This is a genomic window from Actinomadura sp. NAK00032 (assembly GCF_013364275.1).
GTDB lineage: Bacteria > Actinomycetota > Actinomycetes > Streptosporangiales > Streptosporangiaceae > Spirillospora.
The window spans coordinates 2,560,711-2,580,453 of sequence record NZ_CP054932.1 but is presented as its reverse complement, the minus strand read 5'-3'; the positions used below and the strand labels follow the sequence as shown (position 1 = coordinate 2,580,453).

The 19,743-nt window shown below is 73.7% G+C and carries 15 protein-coding genes; 3 read left to right on the top strand and 12 right to left on the bottom strand.

Translation table 11 applies throughout. The features are described 5' to 3' along the window. Positions 1 to 10: 10 nt before the first annotated feature. Positions 11 to 2,842, bottom strand: a complete 2,832-nt coding sequence (locus HUT06_RS12030) for a bifunctional diguanylate cyclase/phosphodiesterase (RefSeq protein WP_176195800.1) — start codon at positions 2,840 to 2,842, stop codon at positions 11 to 13. Positions 2,843 to 3,275: 433 nt separating this feature from the next. Between HUT06_RS12030 and HUT06_RS12025 the strand changes: the two genes are divergently transcribed. After that, positions 3,276 to 4,376: a sorbosone dehydrogenase family protein gene (locus HUT06_RS12025; RefSeq protein ID WP_176195799.1), complete on the top strand. Its 1,101-nt coding sequence runs from the start codon at positions 3,276 to 3,278 to the stop codon at positions 4,374 to 4,376. A gap of 49 nt (positions 4,377 to 4,425) precedes the next feature. Here the strand turns inward: HUT06_RS12025 and gatB are convergent, their stop codons facing one another. From gatB to gatC, 3 genes are all read right to left on the bottom strand, one after another. Further along, positions 4,426 to 5,910 carry an Asp-tRNA(Asn)/Glu-tRNA(Gln) amidotransferase subunit GatB gene (gene gatB / locus HUT06_RS12020; RefSeq protein ID WP_176201313.1) on the bottom strand — a complete coding sequence of 495 codons (1,485 nt, stop codon included), beginning with the start codon at positions 5,908 to 5,910 and terminating at the stop codon, positions 4,426 to 4,428. A 14-nt stretch (positions 5,911 to 5,924) separates the two neighbouring features. After that, positions 5,925 to 7,415 carry an Asp-tRNA(Asn)/Glu-tRNA(Gln) amidotransferase subunit GatA gene (gatA, locus tag HUT06_RS12015; RefSeq protein WP_176201312.1) on the bottom strand — a complete coding sequence of 497 codons (1,491 nt, stop codon included), beginning with the start codon at positions 7,413 to 7,415 and terminating at the stop codon, positions 5,925 to 5,927. A gap of 99 nt (positions 7,416 to 7,514) precedes the next feature. Continuing rightward, on the bottom strand, positions 7,515 to 7,814 hold the full coding sequence (gatC, locus tag HUT06_RS12010; protein WP_138636592.1) for an Asp-tRNA(Asn)/Glu-tRNA(Gln) amidotransferase subunit GatC: 300 nt from the start codon (positions 7,812 to 7,814) through the stop codon (positions 7,515 to 7,517). A gap of 164 nt (positions 7,815 to 7,978) precedes the next feature. Here gatC and HUT06_RS12005 point away from each other — a divergent pair, with 164 nt between their 5' ends. After that, the gene (locus HUT06_RS12005; RefSeq protein ID WP_176195798.1) at positions 7,979 to 8,224 is read left to right on the top strand and encodes a DUF6458 family protein; all 246 of its coding nucleotides are present in this window, start codon (positions 7,979 to 7,981) and stop codon (positions 8,222 to 8,224) included. A 28-nt stretch (positions 8,225 to 8,252) separates the two neighbouring features. Here the strand turns inward: HUT06_RS12005 and HUT06_RS12000 are convergent, their stop codons facing one another. The 6 genes from HUT06_RS12000 to mnmA form a co-directional block, all read right to left on the bottom strand. Further along, complete coding sequence (locus HUT06_RS12000) at positions 8,253 to 8,591, bottom strand: hypothetical protein (RefSeq protein ID WP_176195797.1); 339 nt, start codon at positions 8,589 to 8,591, stop codon at positions 8,253 to 8,255. 102 nt (positions 8,592 to 8,693) lie between these two features. Further along, complete coding sequence (locus HUT06_RS11995; RefSeq protein ID WP_176195796.1) at positions 8,694 to 10,841, bottom strand: bifunctional diguanylate cyclase/phosphodiesterase; 2,148 nt, start codon at positions 10,839 to 10,841, stop codon at positions 8,694 to 8,696. Positions 10,842 to 11,098: 257 nt separating this feature from the next. Then, positions 11,099 to 13,267, bottom strand: a complete 2,169-nt coding sequence (gene ligA / locus HUT06_RS11990; protein ID WP_176195795.1) for an NAD-dependent DNA ligase LigA — start codon at positions 13,265 to 13,267, stop codon at positions 11,099 to 11,101. A 105-nt stretch (positions 13,268 to 13,372) separates the two neighbouring features. Next, positions 13,373 to 14,380: a methionine synthase gene (locus HUT06_RS11985; protein ID WP_176195794.1), complete on the bottom strand. Its 1,008-nt coding sequence runs from the start codon at positions 14,378 to 14,380 to the stop codon at positions 13,373 to 13,375. Positions 14,381 to 14,405: 25 nt separating this feature from the next. Then, positions 14,406 to 15,224, bottom strand: coding sequence for an LLM class F420-dependent oxidoreductase (locus HUT06_RS11980; protein ID WP_176195793.1), 819 nt, complete (start codon positions 15,222 to 15,224; stop codon positions 14,406 to 14,408). Positions 15,225 to 15,308: 84 nt separating this feature from the next. After that, positions 15,309 to 16,385 carry a tRNA 2-thiouridine(34) synthase MnmA gene (gene mnmA, locus HUT06_RS11975; protein ID WP_176195792.1) on the bottom strand — a complete coding sequence of 359 codons (1,077 nt, stop codon included), beginning with the start codon at positions 16,383 to 16,385 and terminating at the stop codon, positions 15,309 to 15,311. 67 nt (positions 16,386 to 16,452) lie between these two features. Between mnmA and HUT06_RS11970 the strand changes: the two genes are divergently transcribed. Beyond that, entirely contained in the window at positions 16,453 to 17,535 is a 1,083-nt protein-coding gene (locus tag HUT06_RS11970) for a DUF695 domain-containing protein (protein ID WP_176195791.1), read from the top strand. A 13-nt stretch (positions 17,536 to 17,548) separates the two neighbouring features. Here the strand turns inward: HUT06_RS11970 and HUT06_RS11965 are convergent, their stop codons facing one another. After that, a complete protein-coding gene (locus HUT06_RS11965; protein ID WP_254715130.1) occupies positions 17,549 to 18,385 on the bottom strand; it encodes a DUF1206 domain-containing protein in 837 nt (278 codons plus the stop codon). Between the two features lie 55 nt (positions 18,386 to 18,440). Further along, a complete protein-coding gene (locus HUT06_RS11960; protein WP_176201311.1) occupies positions 18,441 to 19,616 on the bottom strand; it encodes a cysteine desulfurase family protein in 1,176 nt (391 codons plus the stop codon). Between the last annotated feature and the right edge of the window lie 127 nt (positions 19,617 to 19,743).

Here is a 19,743-nt window from a genome sequence, read left to right as displayed (position 1 = left end):
CCGAACAGGGTCAGCCGGGCAGGGGCAGCGCGACGTCGCCCGGGCGGTTGCGCCCGGCGAGGTTCGTCCGCACCAGCGACTCGACCCGCCCGGCCGCCATCGGGCGCGCCACGAGGAAGCCCTGGCCGCGCGGGCAGCCCATCTCCCGCAGCAGCTCCAGCTGCTCGGGCCGCTCGATGCCCTCCGCCACCACGGTCAGCCCGAGGTCGCTGCCGAGCCGGACGATCGTCCGGGTGAGCAGCGTCAGCGTCTCGTCCCGGCCGAGGCCGGCCACGAACGACGGGTCGATCTTGATGATGTCCACCGGGAGCTGGCCGAGGTAGGCCAGCGAGGCGTACCCGGTGCCGAAGTCGTCGATCGCCAGCCGGACGCCGAGGTCGCGCAGCTCCGACAGCCGCGCCACGTTCTGCCCGGCGTCCTCGACGAGGACCTCCTCGCGGACCTCCAGGGTGAGCGCGCTCGGCGCCAGCCCGGTCTCCTCCAGCACCGCCGCGACCGTCTCGGTGAACCGCGGCGCGGCGATCTGCCGGGCGGTGAAGTTCACCGACAGGCCCACGTCCCAGGAGTCGCCGCGCCACCGGGCGACCTCGCGGCACGCCTCCCGCAGCACCCACTCGCCGAGCGGGACCATCAGGCCGGACTCCTCCGCCGGGCCGATGAACTCCTCGGGAGGTACCGCCTCGCTCCCCCGCCACCAGCGCAGCAGCGCCTCCACCCCGGTCACCCGGGACGTGCCGAGGTCCACCACCGGCTGGAACTCCACCGCGAACTGCTCCTCGGCGAGCGCCGTCTGCAGGTCGCTGCCGAGCTCCAGCCGCCGGACGACGTCGGCGTGCATGTGCGGCGCGTACACCTCCACGCGCCCGCCGCCCGCCTCCTTAGCGCGGGCCATCGCGAGGTCGCCGTTGCGCAGCAGGTCGGCGGCGGAGCGGCGGAGCCTGCGGCCCGCGTCGGCGCCGCCGCGCCCGGCGCCGGGCTCCTCCTCGTCCCCCGCGAACGCGATGCCGACGCTCGCGGTCAGCACGATGTGCTTGTCGCCCACCTGGTAGGGGTCGACCGAGAGGACGCGCAGCAGCCGCCCGGCGAGCTCGACCGTCGCGCGGGTCTCGCCGTCGTCCGGCGGGAGCTGGACGAGCACGGCGAACTCGTCGCCGCCCCACCGCGCCACCGTGTCGTCGGACAGGACGTTGGCGCGCAGCCGCCGCGCCGCCTGCGCGAGCACCTGGTCGCCGGCCGCGTGCCCCTCCGAGTCGTTCACCGCGGTGAACCCGTCGAGGTCGACGAACACGACCGCGGCCTTGCCGCCGGACTGCTGCCGCGACAGCACCTCCCGCGTCCGCTCCTCGAAGTAGGACCGGTTCGGCAGGCCCGTCAGCCCGTCGTGGAACGTCAGGTGCGCGACCTGCCGCTGCAGCGCCGCCTGCTCGCTCAGGTCGCGCGTCGTCACCAGCAGCCGGGCCGGCGTCCCGGCCGAGCCGCTGTAGCGCGAGATCGTCGACTCGGTCGGCAGCCAGGTGCCGTCGGCCGCGCGCACCCGGCACGACACGCGCAGCGCGTCGTCGGGCCCGCCGGCGCCGGGCTGCTCGCCCAGGAACTCGGTGAACACCGCCTGGACGCGCGGCAGGTCCTCCGGGTGGACGATCTCGCTCAGCGGGCGGCCGAGCAGCTCCTCGGACGTGTAGTGGTAGGTCCGCAGCGCGCCCGCGCTGGCGTACTGGACGGTCGCGTCCAGGTCGCAGATGAGCACGGCGTCGTTGATGCTCTCCGACAGCGCCCGGAAGTGCTCCTCGCCGGTGTCCACGGCCCGGCGCAGCGCCTCGTTCTCGTGCAGCAGCGCGGCGAGCCGCGCGATCAGCACCAGCGCGGCCGAGCCCGCGGCGATCGACACGCCGGGCTCCAGGCCGTTCTGGCCGGTGAGCGAGTGGCCCCCGATGAACAGCGCCGCCGCCGCGGCGACCGCGGCGGGCGCGATGCCGGGGCCGATCATGCGGCCGCGCTCCTCGGCGTCCACCTCGACGTCGGCCGGGATGTCGTCGACCGGCAGGTCCGGTTCGGCGACCGGGCCGGTCCACGGCACCAGCAGCAGGAGCAGCAGCCCGGCCAGGCGCAGGATGTCGGACGGGTCGTCGGACGGCCCGCCGCCGTCCAGCCGGACGAACGTGCTCACGATGTCGGCGGCGGCGATGGCGGTGAGCGCGCCGTACCCCATCCAGGCGAGCCGCCGGTGCCCGCGCGCCGCGCCGAGGACGAACGGCAGCGCGCCGCAGACGAACACGATGTCGATCAGCGGGTACAGCAGTTCCAGCAGGAACTCCGGCGGGGCCTCCCCCGACCGGTGGTACAGCGTGCCGAACAGCGCGACCCAGCCGAGCACGAACAGCGCGCACGCGCAGACATAGGTGTCGGCCGCGTAGCGCAGCCAGGTGCCCGCGTCGCGCGGCAGCCTGATCGGCACGACGAGACCCGTGACGAGCGCCACCAGCGCGAACAGGTAGAACAGGTCGGGGACCGACAGGGACAGCGCGCTGCGGCCGGCGCCGTCCGCCAGGGCCCCGCCGAGCGCGCCGACGAACCAGGACGCGGCGGCGATCCCGTACCACCGCCACGACGCGCGCCAGAGCCCGCCCGGTGCGCCCGGCTCCGCCGGGACGCCGTCGGGCCGACGGGACGACAGCAGCAGCGAGACCGCGGCGGCGCCCGCGGCGCCCGCCTCCGCCCACGCGATGAACGCCCGGCCGCCCCAGCCCAGCAGCGAACCGGTGGCGTACAGCACGCCGACGACCGCGGCCATGGCGACCGGCAGCGCACGCGGCGGCATCCGCCTGGCGTAGTCGCCGCTCATCGCGCCGGTCCCTTCCTGCCCCGGTGGGGCGTGTCGGCCCCCGCGGACGGTGGACGCCGCACGCCGGGGAGGAGTTGGGTCCACGACCCTCGCCGCTCGTACAACGGCCGGAAGGTCGCGGATCGTGCCCCGCGCAGGGTCGGCGCGGGCCGGTGGCGACCGGCTTGCCTGGGGGGAGCATGCCTGCCGGAGCCGCCTGCCGGAGATCAGCGACGTTGCTGCACTACGGGATCACCGTGTCGCTCACTGTACGTTCGGTAGGTCACGGAGCGATTGAGGCTGGGCGTCCTCCCGGCGACAAACGACCTCGTCGCGGATCTGTTTGGGAGGTCCGAAATGGGATCGTCACCGAATCGGCGGCTTGCCCCTGGATGACGCTCGGTGACGGGGAACGACCCGGCCGCCGGATGCGTACTACCTACAGGAGGCGTTCATGCGACTGCACACGATCGTCCTGGTCTCGACCGCGGTGCTCCTCGCGGGGTGCTCGTCCTCTTCGTCCGGCGGGGACGATGACGGCGGCGCGCGCACTTCACCGCCGCCTTCGTCCGGCGCGCCGTCCGGGACGCCCGGAGCGCGCGGCGAACCGCGCACCGTCGCCGCGGATCTGGAAGTGCCGTGGGCGGTGGCGTTCCTGCCGGGCGGCGACGCGCTGGTCACCGAGCGGGACTCGGGCCGCGTGGTGCGGGTCGCGCCGTCCGGGCAGAAGACGGTCGTCGGCACGGTGCCCGGCGTGGAGGCGCAGAGTGAGGCCGGGCTACTGGGCGTGGCGGTGTCGCCGTCCTACGCGTCCGACCACCTGGTCTACCTGTACTACACGGCCGCGGCGGACAACCGTGTCGCCCGCGCCACCTATGACGGGCGCCTCGGTACGCCCGAGCCGATCGTCACCGGCATCCCGAAGGGCCCCAACCACAACGGCGGCCGGCTCGCGTTCGGCCCCGACAAGATGCTGTACATCACCACCGGCGAGACCGGCGACGGCCCTCTCGCCCAGGACAAGAACTCCCTCGCCGGGAAGATCCTGCGCGTGACGCCCGACGGGAGGCCCGCCCCCGGCAACCCGTTCGGCAACCGCGTCTGGACGTACGGGCACCGCAACGTCCAGGGCCTCGCCTGGGACGACGAGGGCCGCCTCTACGCCACCGAGTTCGGGCAGAACCGCTTCGACGAGATCAACCTGATCCAGAAGGGCAGGAACTACGGCTGGCCCGAGGCCGAGGGCGACGAGGACGGCGACGGCTTCACCAAACCGCTGCTGACCTGGACGACCGACGAGGCGTCGCCGTCCGGCCTCGCCTACGCCGACGGCTCCCTGTGGGCCGCCGCGCTGCGCGGCGAACGCCTCTGGCAGGTCCCCCTGGACGACGGCAAGGCGGGCCGCCCGGTCGCCCGCCTCCAGGACCGCTTCGGCCGCCTGCGCGCCGTCGCCGAGGCGCCCGACGGCACCCTCTGGGTGACGACCAGCAACCGCGACGGCCGGGGCGACCCCGCCTCCGGCGACGACCGCGTCCTCAGCGTCCAACCCGGCTGACCGCCGCCCCGCGCCTCCGTCGGGGGCGCGGGGCGGCGGTCGCCCGGGGTCAGGACGCGCCGAGCTTCTCCAGGATGAGTTCACGGGCGCGGCCGGCGTCGGCCTGGCCGCGCGTGGCCTTCATCACGGCGCCGACGAGGGCGCCGGCGGCGGCGACCTTCCCGGCGCGGATCTTGTCGGCCACGTCCGCGTTGTCGGCGATCACCTGGTCGATGACCGAGGACAGCTCGCCCTCGTCGCTGACGACCTTCAGGCCGCGCTTCGCGACGACCTCGTCCGGGGTGCCCTCGCCGGCGAGGACGCCCTCGAACACCGTGCGGGCCAGCTTGTCGTTCAGCTCCCCGGCGGTGATCATCGCCTGCACACGGGCGACCTGCTCCGGCGTGATCGGCAGGTCGGCCAGCTCGACGCCCTGCTCGGTGGCGCGCCGCGACAGCTCGTTCATCCACCACTTGCGGGCCGCGCCGGCGTCGGTGCCCTGCGCGACCGTCGCCTCGATGAGGTCGACCGCGCCGGCGTTGACGACGTCCCGCAGCTCCAGGTCGGACAGGCCCCACTCGGCCTGGATGCGGCGGCGGCGCGCCGCCGGGAGCTCCGGCAGCGACGCGCGCAGCTCCGCCACCCAGTCCCGCGACGGCGCCATCGGCACCAGGTCGGGCTCGGGGAAGTAGCGGTAGTCCTGCGCCTCCTCCTTGCTGCGCCCGCTGGTGGTGCGGCCGGTGTCCTCGTGGAAGTGGCGGGTCTCCTGGACGATGCGGCCCCCGGCGTCCAGCACGCCGGCCTGCCGCTCGATCTCCGACCGGACGGAGCGCTCCACCGACCGCAGCGAGTTGACGTTCTTGGTCTCGGTGCGGGTGCCCCACTGCGACCCGCCGCGCGGCATCAGCGAGACGTTCACGTCGCAGCGCATCGAGCCCTGCTCCATGCGGACGTCCGACACGCCGAGCGACCGGACCAGCTCGCGCAGCTCCGTCGCGTACGCGCGGGCCACCAGCGGCGCCTTGTCGCCGGTCGCCGGGATCGGCCTGGTGACGATCTCCACCAGCGGGATGCCGGCCCGGTTGTAGTCGACCAGCGAGTACTCGGCGCCGTGGATGCGCCCGGTCGAGCCGCCGACGTGCAGCGACTTGCCGGTGTCCTCCTCCATGTGGACGCGCTCGATCTCGATCCGGTACGTCTCGCCGTCGACCTCGACGTCCAGGTGGCCGTCCACGCACAGCGGCTCGTCGTACTGCGAGATCTGGAAGTTCTTCGGCATGTCCGGATAGAAGTAGTTCTTCCGGGCGAACCGGCACCATTCCACGATGTCGCAGTTCAGCGCCAGGCCGATCTTGATGATGCCCTCGATCGCCGCGTGGTTGGTCACCGGCAGCGCGCCCGGCAGCCCGAGGCACACCGGGCACACCTGCGTGTTCGGCTCCGCCCCGAACTCCGTCGGGCAGCCGCAGAACATCTTCGACGCGGTGCCGAGCTCGATGTGCGTCTCGATCCCGAGGACCGGCTCGTACTTCGCCAGCGCCTCGTCGTAGTCCATCAGCGTCGGGGTGGTCACTTCGCCTCCACCAGTTCCGGGGCCTGCGCCAGCAGCGGGCCGCCCCAGCGGTCTTCCAGGGCCCGCTCGACGGCGGCGCCGACGCGGTAGACGCGGTCGTCGCCGAGGACGGGGGCCATGATCTGCAGGCCGACGGGCAGGCCGTCCGCCAGGCCGCACGGCACCGAGATCGCGGCGTTGCCGGTGAGGTTCGCCGGGATCGTGCACAGGTCGGCCAGGTACATCGCGATCGGGTCGTCGGCGCGCTCGCCGACGGGGAACGCGGTGGTCGGCGTGGTCGGCGAGACCAGCACGTCCACCTGCTCGAACGCCGCCTCGAAGTCGCGCTTGATCAGCGTGCGGACCTGCTGCGCCTTGCCGTAGTAGGCGTCGTAGTAGCCGGACGACAGCGCGTAGGTGCCGAGCATGATGCGCCGCTTGACCTCGGGCCCGAAGCCCTCGGCGCGGGTCAGCGCCATGACCTCCTCGGCGCTGCGGGTGCCGTCGTCGCCGACGCGCAGGCCGTACCGCATGGCGTCGAAGCGCGCCAGGTTGGACGAGCACTCCGACGGCGCGATGAGGTAGTAGGCGGGCAGCGCGTAGGCGAAGTGCGGGCAGGACACCTCGACGACCTTCGCGCCGAGCGACTCCAGCAACTCGACCGCCTCGTTGAACCGGGCGGACACGCCCGGCTGGTAGCCGTCGCCGGCGAACTCCTTGACGACGCCGACGCGCAGCCCGTTGACGTCGGCGCGGCGCGCGGCCTCCACGACCGGCGGGACGGCCTCGCCCACCGAGGTGGAGTCCATCGGGTCGTGGCCGCTGAACGCCTCGTGCAGCAGCGCCGCGTCGAGCACGTTGCGGGCGAACGGGCCCGGCGTGTCGAGCGACGACGCGAACGCGATCACGCCGTACCGGGAGGAGCCGCCGTAGGTCGGCTTCATGCCCACGATGCCGGTGACGGCGGCGGGCTGCCGGATGGAGCCGCCCGTGTCGGTGCCGGTCGACAGCGGCGCCTCGTACGCGGCGACCGCCGCCGACGACCCGCCGGACGAGCCGCCGGGGACGCGCTCCAGGTCCCACGGGTTGCGGGACACGCCGTAGGCGCTGTTCTCCGTGGACGAGCCCATCGCGAACTCGTCCATGTTCGTCTTGCCGAGGATCACCAGCCCCGCCTGCCGCAGCCGCGCCGTCACGGTCGCGTCGTACGGCGGCTTCCAGCCCTCCAGGATCTTGGACCCGGCGGTGGTGGGCATGTCCGCGGTGGTGAAGACGTCCTTGTGCGCGATCGGGACGCCGGCCAGCGGCCCGAGTTCGGCCCCGGCCGCGCGCCGCTCGTCCACCCGCCGGGCCTGCGCCAGCGTCGTCTCGCGGTCGACGTGCAGGAACGCGTTGACCTGCCCGTCCACGGCGGCGATGCGATCCAGGTGCGCCTCGGCCACCTCGACGGCCGACACCTCGCCGGCGGCGAGCAGCTCCCCGAGCTCCGCCGCCCCCTTCCTGACCAGCTCACTCGAGCCCTTCTGGGGGGACGCCCCCCCGGGCCCCCCGGGACGTGCCGCCTGACCGGCGCCTTCCGCTCCGCTGCGCTCCGCTCCAGTCACCGCTCAGGCCTCCTCGTCCAAGATCCGGGGTACGCGGAAGCGCTGCTCCTCGGCCGCCGGCGCGCCGGAGAGGGCCTGCTCGGGGGTGAGGCACGGGCGTACCTCGTCCTCCCGGTAGACGTTGGTCAGCGGCAGCGCGTGCGAGGTCGGCGGGATGTCCTCCGCCGCGACCTCCTGCACCCGCGCGACCGCGGAGATGATCTGGTCGAGCTGGGCGGCGAGACGGTCGAGCTCGTCGTCGCCGAGCGCCAGCCGGGACAGCCGGGCGAGGTGCGACACCTCGTCACGGGTGATGGCGGACATGATGGAAACCGTTCCTGCGATGAAGTGGGTTCCCGCCCATCCTATGGGCCGCGCGCCCGAAGGCCCGCCCGGTTCACGCGGGCACGATCGCGGCGCGCCGTTTCATCTCCGCACACGGGGAACGCTCCCCTCGTCCACCCCCGGGACGACGAGAGGAGCCCGCCGTGACCATCGGCGGCAGCATCGCCCTGATCATCATCGGCGCGATCCTGGCCTACGCGGTCAACTACGAGTTCAGCGGCATCGACATCCGGCTGGTCGGCGTGATCCTGATGATCGGCGGCCTGATCGGCCTGGTCATCGGCATCGTCCGCATCGTCTCCGCCCGCCGCGCGGTCGACCGCCGCCCCCCACCGGCCGTCCGCGAGGAGTACTACGCCGACGACTACGAGCCCCGTCGACGCTACTGACCCGGCCCGCTACCGGGCCACGGCGCGGTCACTGGGGCGGCTGGTACTGCTGCGGCACTCCGTGCTGCGGCCCCGTGCCGTGCTGCGGATACGGCTGCCCCTGCGGCGGAACGGCGCCCTGCTGCTGTTGCTGGAAGGGGAACGTCACCGGCTTCGGCGGCGTCTCCGAGCCCTTCATGCCCGCCAGCGCGGCGGCCCCCAGCACCGCGCACGACAGCATGACGAACCCGCCGAAGATGACTCCGGCGAGGTCGGCGGCCTTGAAGTCGCTGTCGCTGTCGGGCATCGAGGCGATGACCATGAAGAACATGGCTCCCATGCCCATGAGGGCGAGGCCGAGGATCACTCCGCGGGCGGCGTTGTTCATGGCGCGTGATCGTAGCGCCCCTGTCGACTCCGCGTAAGGCAGTCGGTAAAGACGCCCGGAACCGGCCCCGGACGGCTCGTGCGCGGCTGCGCGCGCTGGAGATCACGCAGCGGGTTCTGGGGCCTTGCGGGAATTTCGGCGGAGCCAGGCGGTGGCGGTTTCGGCGTCCATCGGGCGGCCGAAGTGCCAGCCCTGGGCGGCGTCGCAGCCCATGTCGCGGAGGGTCTGGGCGGTGGCCGGGTCCTCGACGCCCTCGGCGACCGAGCGCAGCCCGAGGGTGCGGACGAGGTCGACGATGGAGCGGACGATGACGGCGTCGTCGGTGGAGTCGGCGAGCCGGTGCACGAACGAGGCGTCGATCTTGATCTCCTCGACGGGGAGCCGCTTGAGCCGGACGAGGGAGGAGTAGCCGGTGCCGAAGTCGTCCAGGCTGAGCGGGATGCCGAGGGCGGCGAGGGCGGCGACGGTCTCGGAGGCGTAGGCGGGCTCGTTCATCAGGATCCGCTCGGTGATCTCCAGCTGGAGCGCGGCGGCGGGCAGGCCGCGGGCGAGCAGGCCCTCCTCGATCGTCTCGGCGAGGCCGGTGTCGAGCAGGTCGCGGCCGGAGACGTTCACCGCGACCTGGACGGCGAGGTCCTCGCGCCACCAGGCGGCGGTCTGCGCGAGCGCGGCCGTCACGACATGGTGGGTGATCGAGCGCATCAGGTACGTCTGCTCTGCGATGGACAGGAACGCCTCGGGTTCGAGGACGCCCTGGTCGGGGTGGCGCCAGCGCAGCAGCGCCTCCATGCCGACGAGCTGGCCGTCCCGCAGCGAGACCTTCGGCTGGTAGAACAGCTCCAGCTCCGAGCGGTCGATGGCGCGGCGCAGGTCGCCGAGCATGCTGAGCCGCGCCGGGGAGTTGCGGTCCTTGCCGGGCGAGTAGGTCTCGACGCCGGTGCGGGCCTCCTTGGCGTTGTACATCGCGACGTCGGCGCGCTGCAGGAGCAGCTCGAAGTCGGGCGCGTGGTCGGGGAACAGCGCGATGCCGACGCTGGCCTCCAGGTCGAACGACATGCCGTCCAGCCGGACGGGCTCGCTGAGCGCGGCGCGCAGCCGGGCGGCGACCTCGCGGGCGGCGGCCTCGTCCCGGACGGTCGGCAGCAGCACCGCGAACTCGTCGCCGCCGAGCCGCGCGACGAGGTCGCCGGGGCGGACGCTGTGGGTGAGCCGGTGCGCGACGAGTTGCAGCAGCCGGTCGCCGGTGGGGTGCCCGAGGGTGTCGTTGACCTCCTTGAAGCGGTCGAGGTCGAGCAGGAACAGCCCGGCGCGGTGGTCCGGCGGGTCGGCGGGCCTGCGGCGCCGGGACCCGAGCCGGCCGGGGCGGTGCCGCTCCGCGCCGCGCCCGCGGGCGCCGTGCCGCTCGGCGCCGCGGCTCCTGGCGCCGCGCGCCTCGGCGAGCGCCTCCTCGGTGCGGACGATCAGCAGCTTGCGGTTGGGCAGCCCGGTCAGCCCGTCGTGCAGCGCCTGGTGCTCGCGCCGGACGGAGACCGAGGCGTTCATGTAGACGGCGATGAACGGCAGCACGATCAGCGGCACGAACAGGGCGGACCGGTCCATCGCGACGACCATCAGCGGGGCCAGCCCGAGCAGCGCCAGGTGCACCAGGATCTGGTAGCCGAGGTCGAAGCGGAGCGCCTTCACCAGCGAGACCCGCTCGTGCAGGGCGACGGCGGAGCCGACGAGGGTGTCGTTGCAGACGAAGTACACGGCGCCGGCGAGGGCGATCGCGGGCAGGTCGGACCCCTGCGGCACCCACAGGCTGGACGGGGTCGCGAGGTTGCCCGACAGCGCGAGGACGAGCTGCGCGGCGGCGAGGCTGAGGGTGTACTGCGCGGCGTTGAAGGCGATCCGGTGCGGGGTGCGGCCGCGGAAGATGCCGCAGGTGATGACGGCGACGGCCTGGAGCGCGGCGGCGATGGGCAGCCCGGCGTACAGCAGCGCCGCGAACGAGAACGTGGTGGAGGTGGTGGCGCCGTTGTTCTCGGTGGAGCCCGGCGTGATGATCGGGCGCATCTCGCCGAAGATGATGAAGCAGCCGAGGATCCAGAACACGGGCGTGCCGAGGAGTGCGTCCAGGTCGGCGGCGCTCAGCCCGGAGAACGCCGCCCCGCCGGCCGCGCAGCCGAGCAGGACGACCACGACGAAGTAGATCCACAACGGGGAGCCGCGGCGCGGTGCCGTGTTCCGCGTATTGTTCGGGTCCTTCATCACATCCTCGGGGGGAGGTTCGGGGGGCCGGCCCCCGGCACCGGGCGTCTCCGCTCCCGGGGGACGCCTCCCGGGTGTTACGTCCGGAGATTCAGGTGTAGGTCGTGATGAGTGGGAGGGTACGGCCTTTGGTCAACTTCGCGAAACCGATTGCGTACGTTCCGTTATGCCGTATCACACCCGCCGCTCACCGTTGGGTGATCGTAGTGTACCCCTGAGTAACGCGACCCTGGTCGGACCCCCGTGACCACACCGCGTTATTCGTCGGCGCGCAAAGTTACGTTTTTGGCCGCATCTGGCCCGTCGGCGAGCAGCACACGGAAGCCGTCCTCCGCTAGGACCGGCACGCCCAGCTTGACGGCTTTGTCGTATTTCGACCCCGGATTGTCGCCCACGACCACGAAGCCGGTTTTCTTCGACACCGAACCCGACACCTTGCCGCCGAGCCGCTGCACCGCCTCGGTCGCCGAGTCCCGGCTGTACTCCACCAGCGAACCGGTGATCACCACGGTGACGCCCTCCAGCGGGCGCGGGCCCGCGGCGCGCTCGTCCTCCATCCGCACGCCCGCGGCCCGCCACTTGTCGACGATCTCCCGGTGCCAGTCGACCGCGAACCACTTCTTGATCGAGGCCGCGATCGTCGGCCCGACGCCGTCGACCGCCGCCAGCTCCTCCTCGGTCGCGGCCGCGATCGCGTCCATCGAGCGCATCTCGCGGGCCAGGTCGCCCGCGGCCGACGGCCCCACGTGCCGGATCGACAGCGCCACCAGCACCCGCCACAGCGGCTGCCGCTTGGCCTTCTCCAGCTCCTCGAAGAGGATGTCGACCGTCTTCTTCGGCTCGCCCTCCTTGTTGGCGAAGAACGACACGACCTTCGGCTCACCGGTCTTCGGGTCGGTCTTGGCCGTGCCGGTCTTGGGGTCGAGCACCAGGCTCCGGATCGGCAGCAGCTGCTCGACCGTCAGGTGGAACAGGTCGCCCTCGTTCCTCACCGGCGGGTCGGACGGCTCCAGCGGCTGCGTCAGCGCGGTCGCCGCGACGTAGCCGAGCGCCTCGACGTCGAGCGCGTTGCGGCTCGCCACGAAGTACAGGCGCTCGCGCAGCTGCCCCGGGCAGTACCGCGCGTTGGGGCACCGGATGTCGGCGTCGCCCTCCTTCTCGTAGGCCAGCTCGGTGCCGCACTCGGGGCAGTGCGACGGCATCTCGAACTCGCGCTCCGAGCCGTCCCGCAGCGCGGTCACCGGCGCGACGATCTCGGGGATGACGTCGCCGGCCTTGCGCAGCACCACGGTGTCGCCGATCAGCACGCCCTTGCGCTTGACCTCGCCCGCGTTGTGCAGCGTGGCCCGGTCGACGGTGGAGCCCGCGACCTTCACCGGCTCCATCACGCCGTACGGGGTGATGCGCCCGGTGCGCCCGACGCCGACCTTGATGTCGAGGAGCCGGGTGTTGACCTCCTCCGGCGGGTACTTCCACGCGATCGCCCAGCGCGGCGCCCGGCTCGTCGACCCGAGCCGGCGCTGCAGCGAGAACTCGTCGACCTTCACCACGACGCCGTCGATCTCGTAGGCGGGGTCGTGCCGGTGCTCGCCGTACCCGGCGATGTACTCGCGGACGGCGTCCAGCCCGCCGACGACCTTGTACCGGTCGCTGACCGGCAGCCCCCAGCCGCGCATCAGCTCGTACGCCCCCGACTGGCTCTCCGGCTGCGTCCCGCCGCGCCAGGCGCCGAAGCCGTGGACGAGCATGCCGAGCGGCCGGTGCGCGGTGACCCGCGGGTCCTTCTGCCGCAGCGACCCCGCCGCCGCGTTGCGCGGGTTGGCGAACGGCTCCTTGCCCGCCTCCACCTGCGCCGTGTTGACCTGCTCGAACCCCTCGACCGGCAGGAAGACCTCGCCGCGCACCTCCAGGACGTCCGGCCAGCCCTCCCCCGCCAGCCGGTCAGGGATGTCGGCGATCGTGCGGATGTTGTTGGTGACGTCCTCGCCGGTGCGCCCGTCGCCGCGGGTGACGCCCCGCGTCAGCCGCCCGCCCTCGTAGGTCAGCGCGATCGCCAGCCCGTCGATCTTCAGCTCGCACAGGTAGCCGGCGACGGTGCCGACCTCCTTGACGACCCGCTCGTCCCACGCGAGCAGCTCGTCGCCGCTCATCGCGTTGTCGAGGCTCTGCATCCGCTCCAGGTGCCGGACGGTCGCGAAGTCGGTGGTGATCGGCGCGCCGACCTTCTGCGTCGGCGAGTCGGGGGTGACCAGTTCGGGATGCCGCTCCTCCAGCGCGCCGATCTCCCGCATGCGCGCGTCGTACTCGGCGTCGGTGAGCGTCGGCTGGTCGAGGACGTAGTACCTGTAGTTGGCCTCGTCGAGCTCCCGGCTCAGCTCGAGGTGCCGCTGCCGTGCCTCCGCGGGAACGCCATCGCTCATGGTCATGCCCCCATTGTCGCCAACGCGTCCGACATTATGACCCGTGACGCACCCTGGTCATCCACCTTCTCAACGCCCGGCCGACCCACCGCTGAAACGCCCCGCGGGCACTCACTCGTCGGCGGCTTCGTACAGCATCCGGGCGGTGTCGCGGCAGCGTTTGAGGGCGGCGCGGACGTAGCGGGGGGAGGCGGCCGCCATGCCGCAGGCGGGAGTGATCACGACCTGGCGGGCCAGTCGCGCGGGCGGGAAGCCGAGCCGCCGCCACAGGTCCCGCACCGGCTCCCCGGTCGCCTGGAGGGACGGCAGGGCGGTGTCGGTACCGGGCACCGTGCCGAGGAGCAGCCCGATCCCCGCGTCGATCGTCTCGCCCACCGCGTCGTCGTCGTGCTTCGGCACGAGGCGCAGGTCGACCGAGATCGCCTTCGCGCCGGCGCCGCGCAGCAGCCCGTACGGGACGTTCCGGGCGCAGCAGTGCACCACCGGGTAGGCGCCGGCCGCGTCGATCACCGTGCGGAGGACGTCCTCGGCGACGGCCTCCTCGACGGCGCGCAGCCGCGAGAAGCCGCTGGCCGTCGGGACCGTCCCGGCCAGCGCGGCGGGCAGCCCCGGCTCGTCCAGCTGCAGGACGATCTCCGCCGCGGGCAGCCGGCGCCGGACGTCCGCGACGTGCGCCGCGACGCCCTCGGCGAGCGAGGCGGCCAGGTCCCGGACGGCGCCCGGGTCCTTCAGCGCCCGGTCGCCGTGCCGCAGCTCGATCGTGGACGCCAGCGTCCACGGCCCGCACACCTGGATCTTGAACGGCCCGTCGTGGCCGCCCGCGACCTCCTCCAGGACGTCGAGGTCGCGGGCCAGGTGGTCGAGGGCGCGGCGGGTGTCGCGGCCGGGCCGGTCGGAGAACCGCCAGCCGGACGGCTCGACCCGCACCGGCATGTCGATCAGCAGCCCGGCGGTCCGGCCGGTGAGGTCGGCGCCGGGGCCGCGCGCGGGCAGCTCCGGCAGGTGCGGCAGCTCGGGCAGCTCCCCGAGCACGACCCGCAGGGCCTCGGCCGGGTCCTCCCCCGGATACGACCCCACCCCGGTCGCCGTCCCCGCCTGCCACGGGTAGCTCGTCGTCACGTCCCCGACCCTATCGGCGCCGTGATCAGACCAGCTCCGCGAGCCGGTCGAGGTGGCGGAGCGTGACGTCCTCGGGCTCGGTCCTGAGGTTGAACAGCACCTCGTCGACGCCGGCGGCCGCCAGCTCGGCGACGACCTCCTCCTTCGCGGGCACGCCGAACAGCGTGACCGGCACCGCGCGGCCCGCCCGCTCGCGCAGCTCGGCGATCCGCGCCGCCAGCGTGTCCGTGCCGCGCCCGTAGATCGGCATCCAGCCGTCGCCGAACTCGACCACCCGGTCGAACGTCGTCGGGCCGGACCCGCCGATCATCACGGGCGGGTGCGGGTCCTGGACGGGCTTGGGGTAGGAGAACACCGGGTCGAAGTCGACGAACTCGCCGTGGAACTCGGCCCGGTCCCGCGTCCACAGCTCCTTGACGGCGAGCACGCGCTCGCGGAGCAGCCGCATCCGCGTCCTCGGGTCGGTGCCGTGGTTGCGCATCTCCTCCCGGTTCCAGCCGGCGCCGACGCCGAGCACCGCCCGCCCGCCGGAGACCAGGTCGAGGGACGCGACCTCCTTCGCCAGCACGATCGGGTCGCGCTGGACGACCAGCGCGATGCCCGTCCCGACGCGCAGCCGCTCCGTCGCCGCCGCCGCGGCGGTCAGCGCCACGAACGGGTCGAGCGTCCGGTAGTACATCCGGGGCAGCTCCGCCCCGCCGGGCCACGGCGTCTCCCGCTTCGCCGGGATGTGCGTGTGCTCGGCCAGGTACAGCGACCCGAGCCCGCGCTCCTCCAGCGCACGCCCGAGCGCCGCCGGCCCGATCCCCTCATCGGTCACGAACGTCGAAACACCGAACTCCACAGCACGCCTCCCAAGATCCGTCCACGCGACGATAGGCCACCCGGCACCCCGCCGCGGTGCTGCGGCCCGCGTACCCGAACCGTGTCAGGCGGGGACGCGGGTGGTGTCGGCGATCGTGGCGGACGCGAGGACGCGGTCGCCGGTGTAGAGGACGGCGGCCTGGCCGGTCGCGACGCCGCGCGCCGGGGCGGCGAGGGTGAGGCGCAGCTCGTCGCCGTCCCGCTCGGCGGTGCAGTCGTAGACCTCGCCGTGCGCGCGGAGCTGGACCTGGCAGGCGAAGGGGCCGTCCGGGGCGTCGCCCAGCCACACGGCGCGCTCGCCGGTGATCTCGCGGACGTCCAACTGCTCGCGCGACCCGACGGTCACCGTGTTCGTCACCGGGGAGATGTCGAGGACGTAGCGGGGGCGGCCGTCCGGCGCCGGGGTGCCGAGCCGCAGGCCCTTGCGCTGGCCGATCGTGTACGCGTAGGCGCCGTCGTGCTCGCCGACCTCGTTGCCGTCGGTGTCGACGATCGGCCCCTTGGGGGCGCCGAGCCGCTCGGCGAGGAAGCCGCGGGTGTCGCCGTCGGCGATGAAGCAGATGTCGTGGCTGTCGGGCTTGTCGGCGACCTGGAGACCGCGCCGCTCCGCCTCGCGCCGGATGTCGGCCTTGGAGGTGTCGCCGAGCGGGAACAGCGCGTGCGCGAGCTGCTCGGGCGTGCAGACGGCCAGCACGTAGGACTGGTCCTTGGCCGGGTCGACGCCGCGGCGCAGGACGCCGTCCTCCAGGCGGGCGTAGTGGCCGGTGCAGACGGCGTCGAAGCCGAGCGCCATGGCGCGGTCGAGCAGCGCGGCGAACTTGATCTTCTCGTTGCAGCGCAGGCACGGGTTCGGGGTGCGGCCGGCGGCGTACTCGCTGACGAAGTCCTCGACGACGTCCTGGTGGAACCGCTCGGCGAGGTCCCAGACGTAGAAGGGGATGCCGATCACGTCGGCGGCGCGGCGGGCGTCGCGGGAGTCCTCCAGGGTGCAGCAGCCGCGCGCGCCCGTCCGGTAGGACTGCGGGTTGCTGGACAGGGCCATGTGGACGCCGGTGACGTCGTGCCCGGCCTCGGCGGCACGGGCGGCGGCCACGGCGGAGTCGACGCCGCCCGACATGGCGGCGAGAACGCGCAGAGTCATAGTCCTTCGAGGGTACGCGGCGTGGCCCGGTCCGCCGTCCGCATTTCCGCGTACGATTGGGGCCGCTATGGGAATCTTCCGCCGTCCGCGCGAGGCGTCCACCGTCGTACCGCCCGCGATCAGCGAGTTCTGGGAGTGGTGGGCGCAGGCCCGCCCCACCATCGAGGCGTCGCTGGCCGCCGGGCCCGAACCCGACGCGGCCGAGGCCGCCGTGCCCGGCGAGGGGCTGTCGGCCGAGACGATCGAGGAGCTGTCCCGCCGCGTCCACAAGATCCATTCCGGGCTGCAGTGGGAGATCGGCGGCGCCGACGACCGGAGCCCGTCGCTGACCGTGACCGGCGGCGGCGACCCGGAGCTGCGCGGCCTCACCGAGCGGTGGGCCCGCACGGCGCCCTCCGGTGCCGCGGCCGGCGGCTGGAGCTTCCATCCGGCGCGCCAGGCCGACCCGGAGATGCTGTCGCAGGACCTCGTCCTCGGCGACCACGAGTTCGACCTGGAGTACGTCCGGCTGGGCATGCGCGCCGACGCCGACCGCGCCCGCGTGCACATCACCGCCTACCACCCCGACTTCCTGTTCGTCGCCGAGGAGCAGCAGCTCCAGGTGGCGCTGAACGTCCTGTACTGGGCGCTCGGCGAGGACGACGTGGCCCGCTGGATCGGCGAGGTCGCGATCGCGACGGAGGCGCCGATCGACGCGCTGGTGCCGGCGATGCTGCCCGCCGTCGTCGAGCAGGTCGCCGAGCCGTTCGCCGAGCCCGCCTGGCTGAGCGGCGAGGGCCGCACCCCGCGCGGGCACCCGGCCCGGCTCGGCGCCCGGTTCCCGCTGCACCGGCAGGACTACCCGCTCTGCGACCTGCACGTGGCGATCACCGTCCCGTACGCCAACAGCAACCCCGACCGGCTGCCGGTCGAGCCGTCGGCGGGCGCGCTGCGCTCCTTCGAGAAGAAGCTGGCCAAGCTCGGCGACCGCGCGGTCCTCGCGGTCCGGGAGACCGGTGACGGCCTGCGGGTCTTCCACCTGTACGCCGACCCCGACTCGGGCGTCATCTCCGAGCTCGACCAGCTCGCCGCGGGCTGGCCGGAGGGCAAGGCCAAGGTCGCCTCCACCGCCGACCCCGGCTGGAAGGCCCTCGCGCCCTACCAGCCCTGAGCGGCGGAAACGCCTACCAGCCCTGGCGGGTGGCGTCGACCTTGCGCCAGCGGGCCTCGCAGAAGCAGTAGAGGCCGAAGGTGAGCACGCCGGCGGCGACGGCCGCGAGGCCCCAGGCGCCGGCGGGGGTGGCGGCGAACTCGCGCAGCGTGCCGTCGAGGCCGCGGGCCTTCTCCGGCTGGAAGGTGGCGGCCGCGTAGGCGAGGAACGCGCCGGCGGCGAGGCCGACCAGGCCGCGGGCGCCGTTCCCGACGATGCCGAGGGGCTGGACGAGCCGCCGCGCCGCCCTGCCCATCTCGGCGGTCTTCAGCTCGTCCAGGAAGCCGCGGCGGACGGCGCCGGCGACCACGACGACGCCCCAGACCACGAACCCGATGGCGATGGCCAGGACGAGCCAGCGGCCGCCGGGCTCGCCCATCAGCCGCGCCGTGATGGTCTTGGACTGCCGGTCGCTCGACGTGCCGTGGTGGCCGAGCAGGAACGCCAGGGTCGCCGCGCAGCCCGCCGTGTACACGACGGCGCGTCCCGCCGACCCGAGCCGCTTGGTGAGCTTGTCGCCGTCCGCCATGGGACGCCCGTACAGGACCTCGGCGAACTGCCAGAGGGCGAGCGCGGCGAACCCGGCCGCCATCAGCCCGAGGACGACCGGGCCGCCCGGCTTCCCGGCGACCGCCTCCAGCGCGCCCTTGCGGTCGGCCTCCTTCCCGCCGCCGCCGAACGCCACCTGGAGGGCGAGCCAGCCGATCAGGAGGTAGAGGAGTCCGCGGGAGGCCAGGCCCGCCCGGGACAGGTGGTGGAACCAGGGGTGTCCCGCCGCCTGCTTGATGCCGTCGCTCACGTCCGTCGTCACGGGCAACGCCGTCCCCGTTCAAGAGACGGTCAAACCAGGGCAGATCGGTCTGCGGTCAGCTGAGGCCGGCGCGGCGCGCCCGGTCCACCACCGGGCCGATCGCGTCGGCGAGCGCCTTCACGTCGGCCTCGGTGGAGGTGTGGCCGAGGGTGAAGCGCAGCGAGCCGCGGGCGCGCTCGGTGCTCGCGTCCATCGCGAGCAGGACGTGGCTCGGCTGGGAGACGCCGGCCGAGCACGCGGACCCGGTGGAGCAGGCGATGCCGCGCGCGTCCAGCAGCATGAGCAGGGCGTCGCCCTCGCAGCCGGGGAAGGAGAAGTGGGCGTTGCCGGGGAGGCGGTCCGCGGGGTCGCCGTTCAGGACCGCGTCCGGCACGGCGGCGCGGACGGCCTCGACCAGCCGGTCGCGCAGCTCGGTGAGGCGGCGCGCCTCGGCCTCCCGGTGCGCGACGGTGGCCTGGACGGCGGCGGCGAACCCGGCGATGGCCGGGGTGTCGAGCGTCCCGGACCGGACGTCGCGCTCCTGTCCGCCGCCGTGCAGCAGGGGCACCGGGTCCAGGAAGACGGGCTCTTTGGGCTTGGCGAGCAGCAGCGCGCCGACGCCGATCGGCCCGCCGAGCTTGTGGCCGGTAATGGTCAGGGCCTGCGCGCCGCTCGCCGCGAACCCGACGGGCAGCTGCCCGGCGGCCTGGACCGCGTCGGTGTGCAGGGGGACGCCGCGCTCGCGGGCGGCGGCGGCCAGGGCGGCGACCGGCTGGACCGTCCCGACCTCGTTGTTGGCCCACATCACGGTGGTGAGCGCCACGTCGTCGCCGGATCCGAGCGCCTCGCGGAGCGTCTCGGGGCGGACGCGGCCCAGCCCGTCCACCGGGAGCCACTCGACCTTGGCGCCCTCGTGGTCGGCGAGCCACTGCACCGCGTCCATGACGGCGTGGTGCTCCACGGCGCCCGCCAGCACGCGGGTGCGGGCGGGATCGGCGGCACGGCGGGCCCAGAACAGGCCTTTGACCGCGAGGTTGTCGGCCTCGGTGCCGCCCGAGGTGAACACGACCTCGCTCGGCCGGGCGTCGAACGCCTCGGCGATGATCTCGCGGGACTCCTCGACGACGCGGCGGGCGCGCCGTCCCACCGCGTGCAGGGAGGACGGGTTCCCCAGCTCGCGCAACTCCGCCGTCATCGCCTCGACGGCCTCGGGCAGCATCGGGGTCGTCGCCGCATGGTCGAGGTAGGTCACCACGCGGTCAACATTATCCGCGCCGGTCCTGTTCCCCGCCGGTGCCCGTGCCGTTGCGCGCGAGGGCGGGAATAGCCGCCGGGGAGGGCCGGTTCAGCGTCTGTACCGTCCAGCCGGTACAGTAGGA

Excerpts from the sequence above, each read along its gene's own strand:
- HUT06_RS12030 (WP_176195800.1), bottom strand. The coding sequence starts at position 2,842 with ATGAGCGGCGACTACGCCAGGCGGATGCCGCCGCGTGCGCTGCCGGTC.
- HUT06_RS12025 (WP_176195799.1), top strand. The coding sequence starts at position 3,276 with ATGCGACTGCACACGATCGTCCTGGTCTCGACCGCGGTGCTCCTCGCG.
- gatB (WP_176201313.1), bottom strand. The coding sequence starts at position 5,910 with ATGGACTACGACGAGGCGCTGGCGAAGTACGAGCCGGTCCTCGGGATC.
- gatC (WP_138636592.1), bottom strand. The coding sequence starts at position 7,814 with ATGTCCGCCATCACCCGTGACGAGGTGTCGCACCTCGCCCGGCTGTCC.
- HUT06_RS12000 (WP_176195797.1), bottom strand. The coding sequence starts at position 8,591 with ATGAACAACGCCGCCCGCGGAGTGATCCTCGGCCTCGCCCTCATGGGC.
- HUT06_RS11995 (WP_176195796.1), bottom strand. The coding sequence starts at position 10,841 with ATGAAGGACCCGAACAATACGCGGAACACGGCACCGCGCCGCGGCTCC.
- ligA (WP_176195795.1), bottom strand. The coding sequence starts at position 13,267 with ATGACCATGAGCGATGGCGTTCCCGCGGAGGCACGGCAGCGGCACCTC.
- mnmA (WP_176195792.1), bottom strand. The coding sequence starts at position 16,385 with ATGACTCTGCGCGTTCTCGCCGCCATGTCGGGCGGCGTCGACTCCGCC.
- HUT06_RS11970 (WP_176195791.1), top strand. The coding sequence starts at position 16,453 with ATGGGAATCTTCCGCCGTCCGCGCGAGGCGTCCACCGTCGTACCGCCC.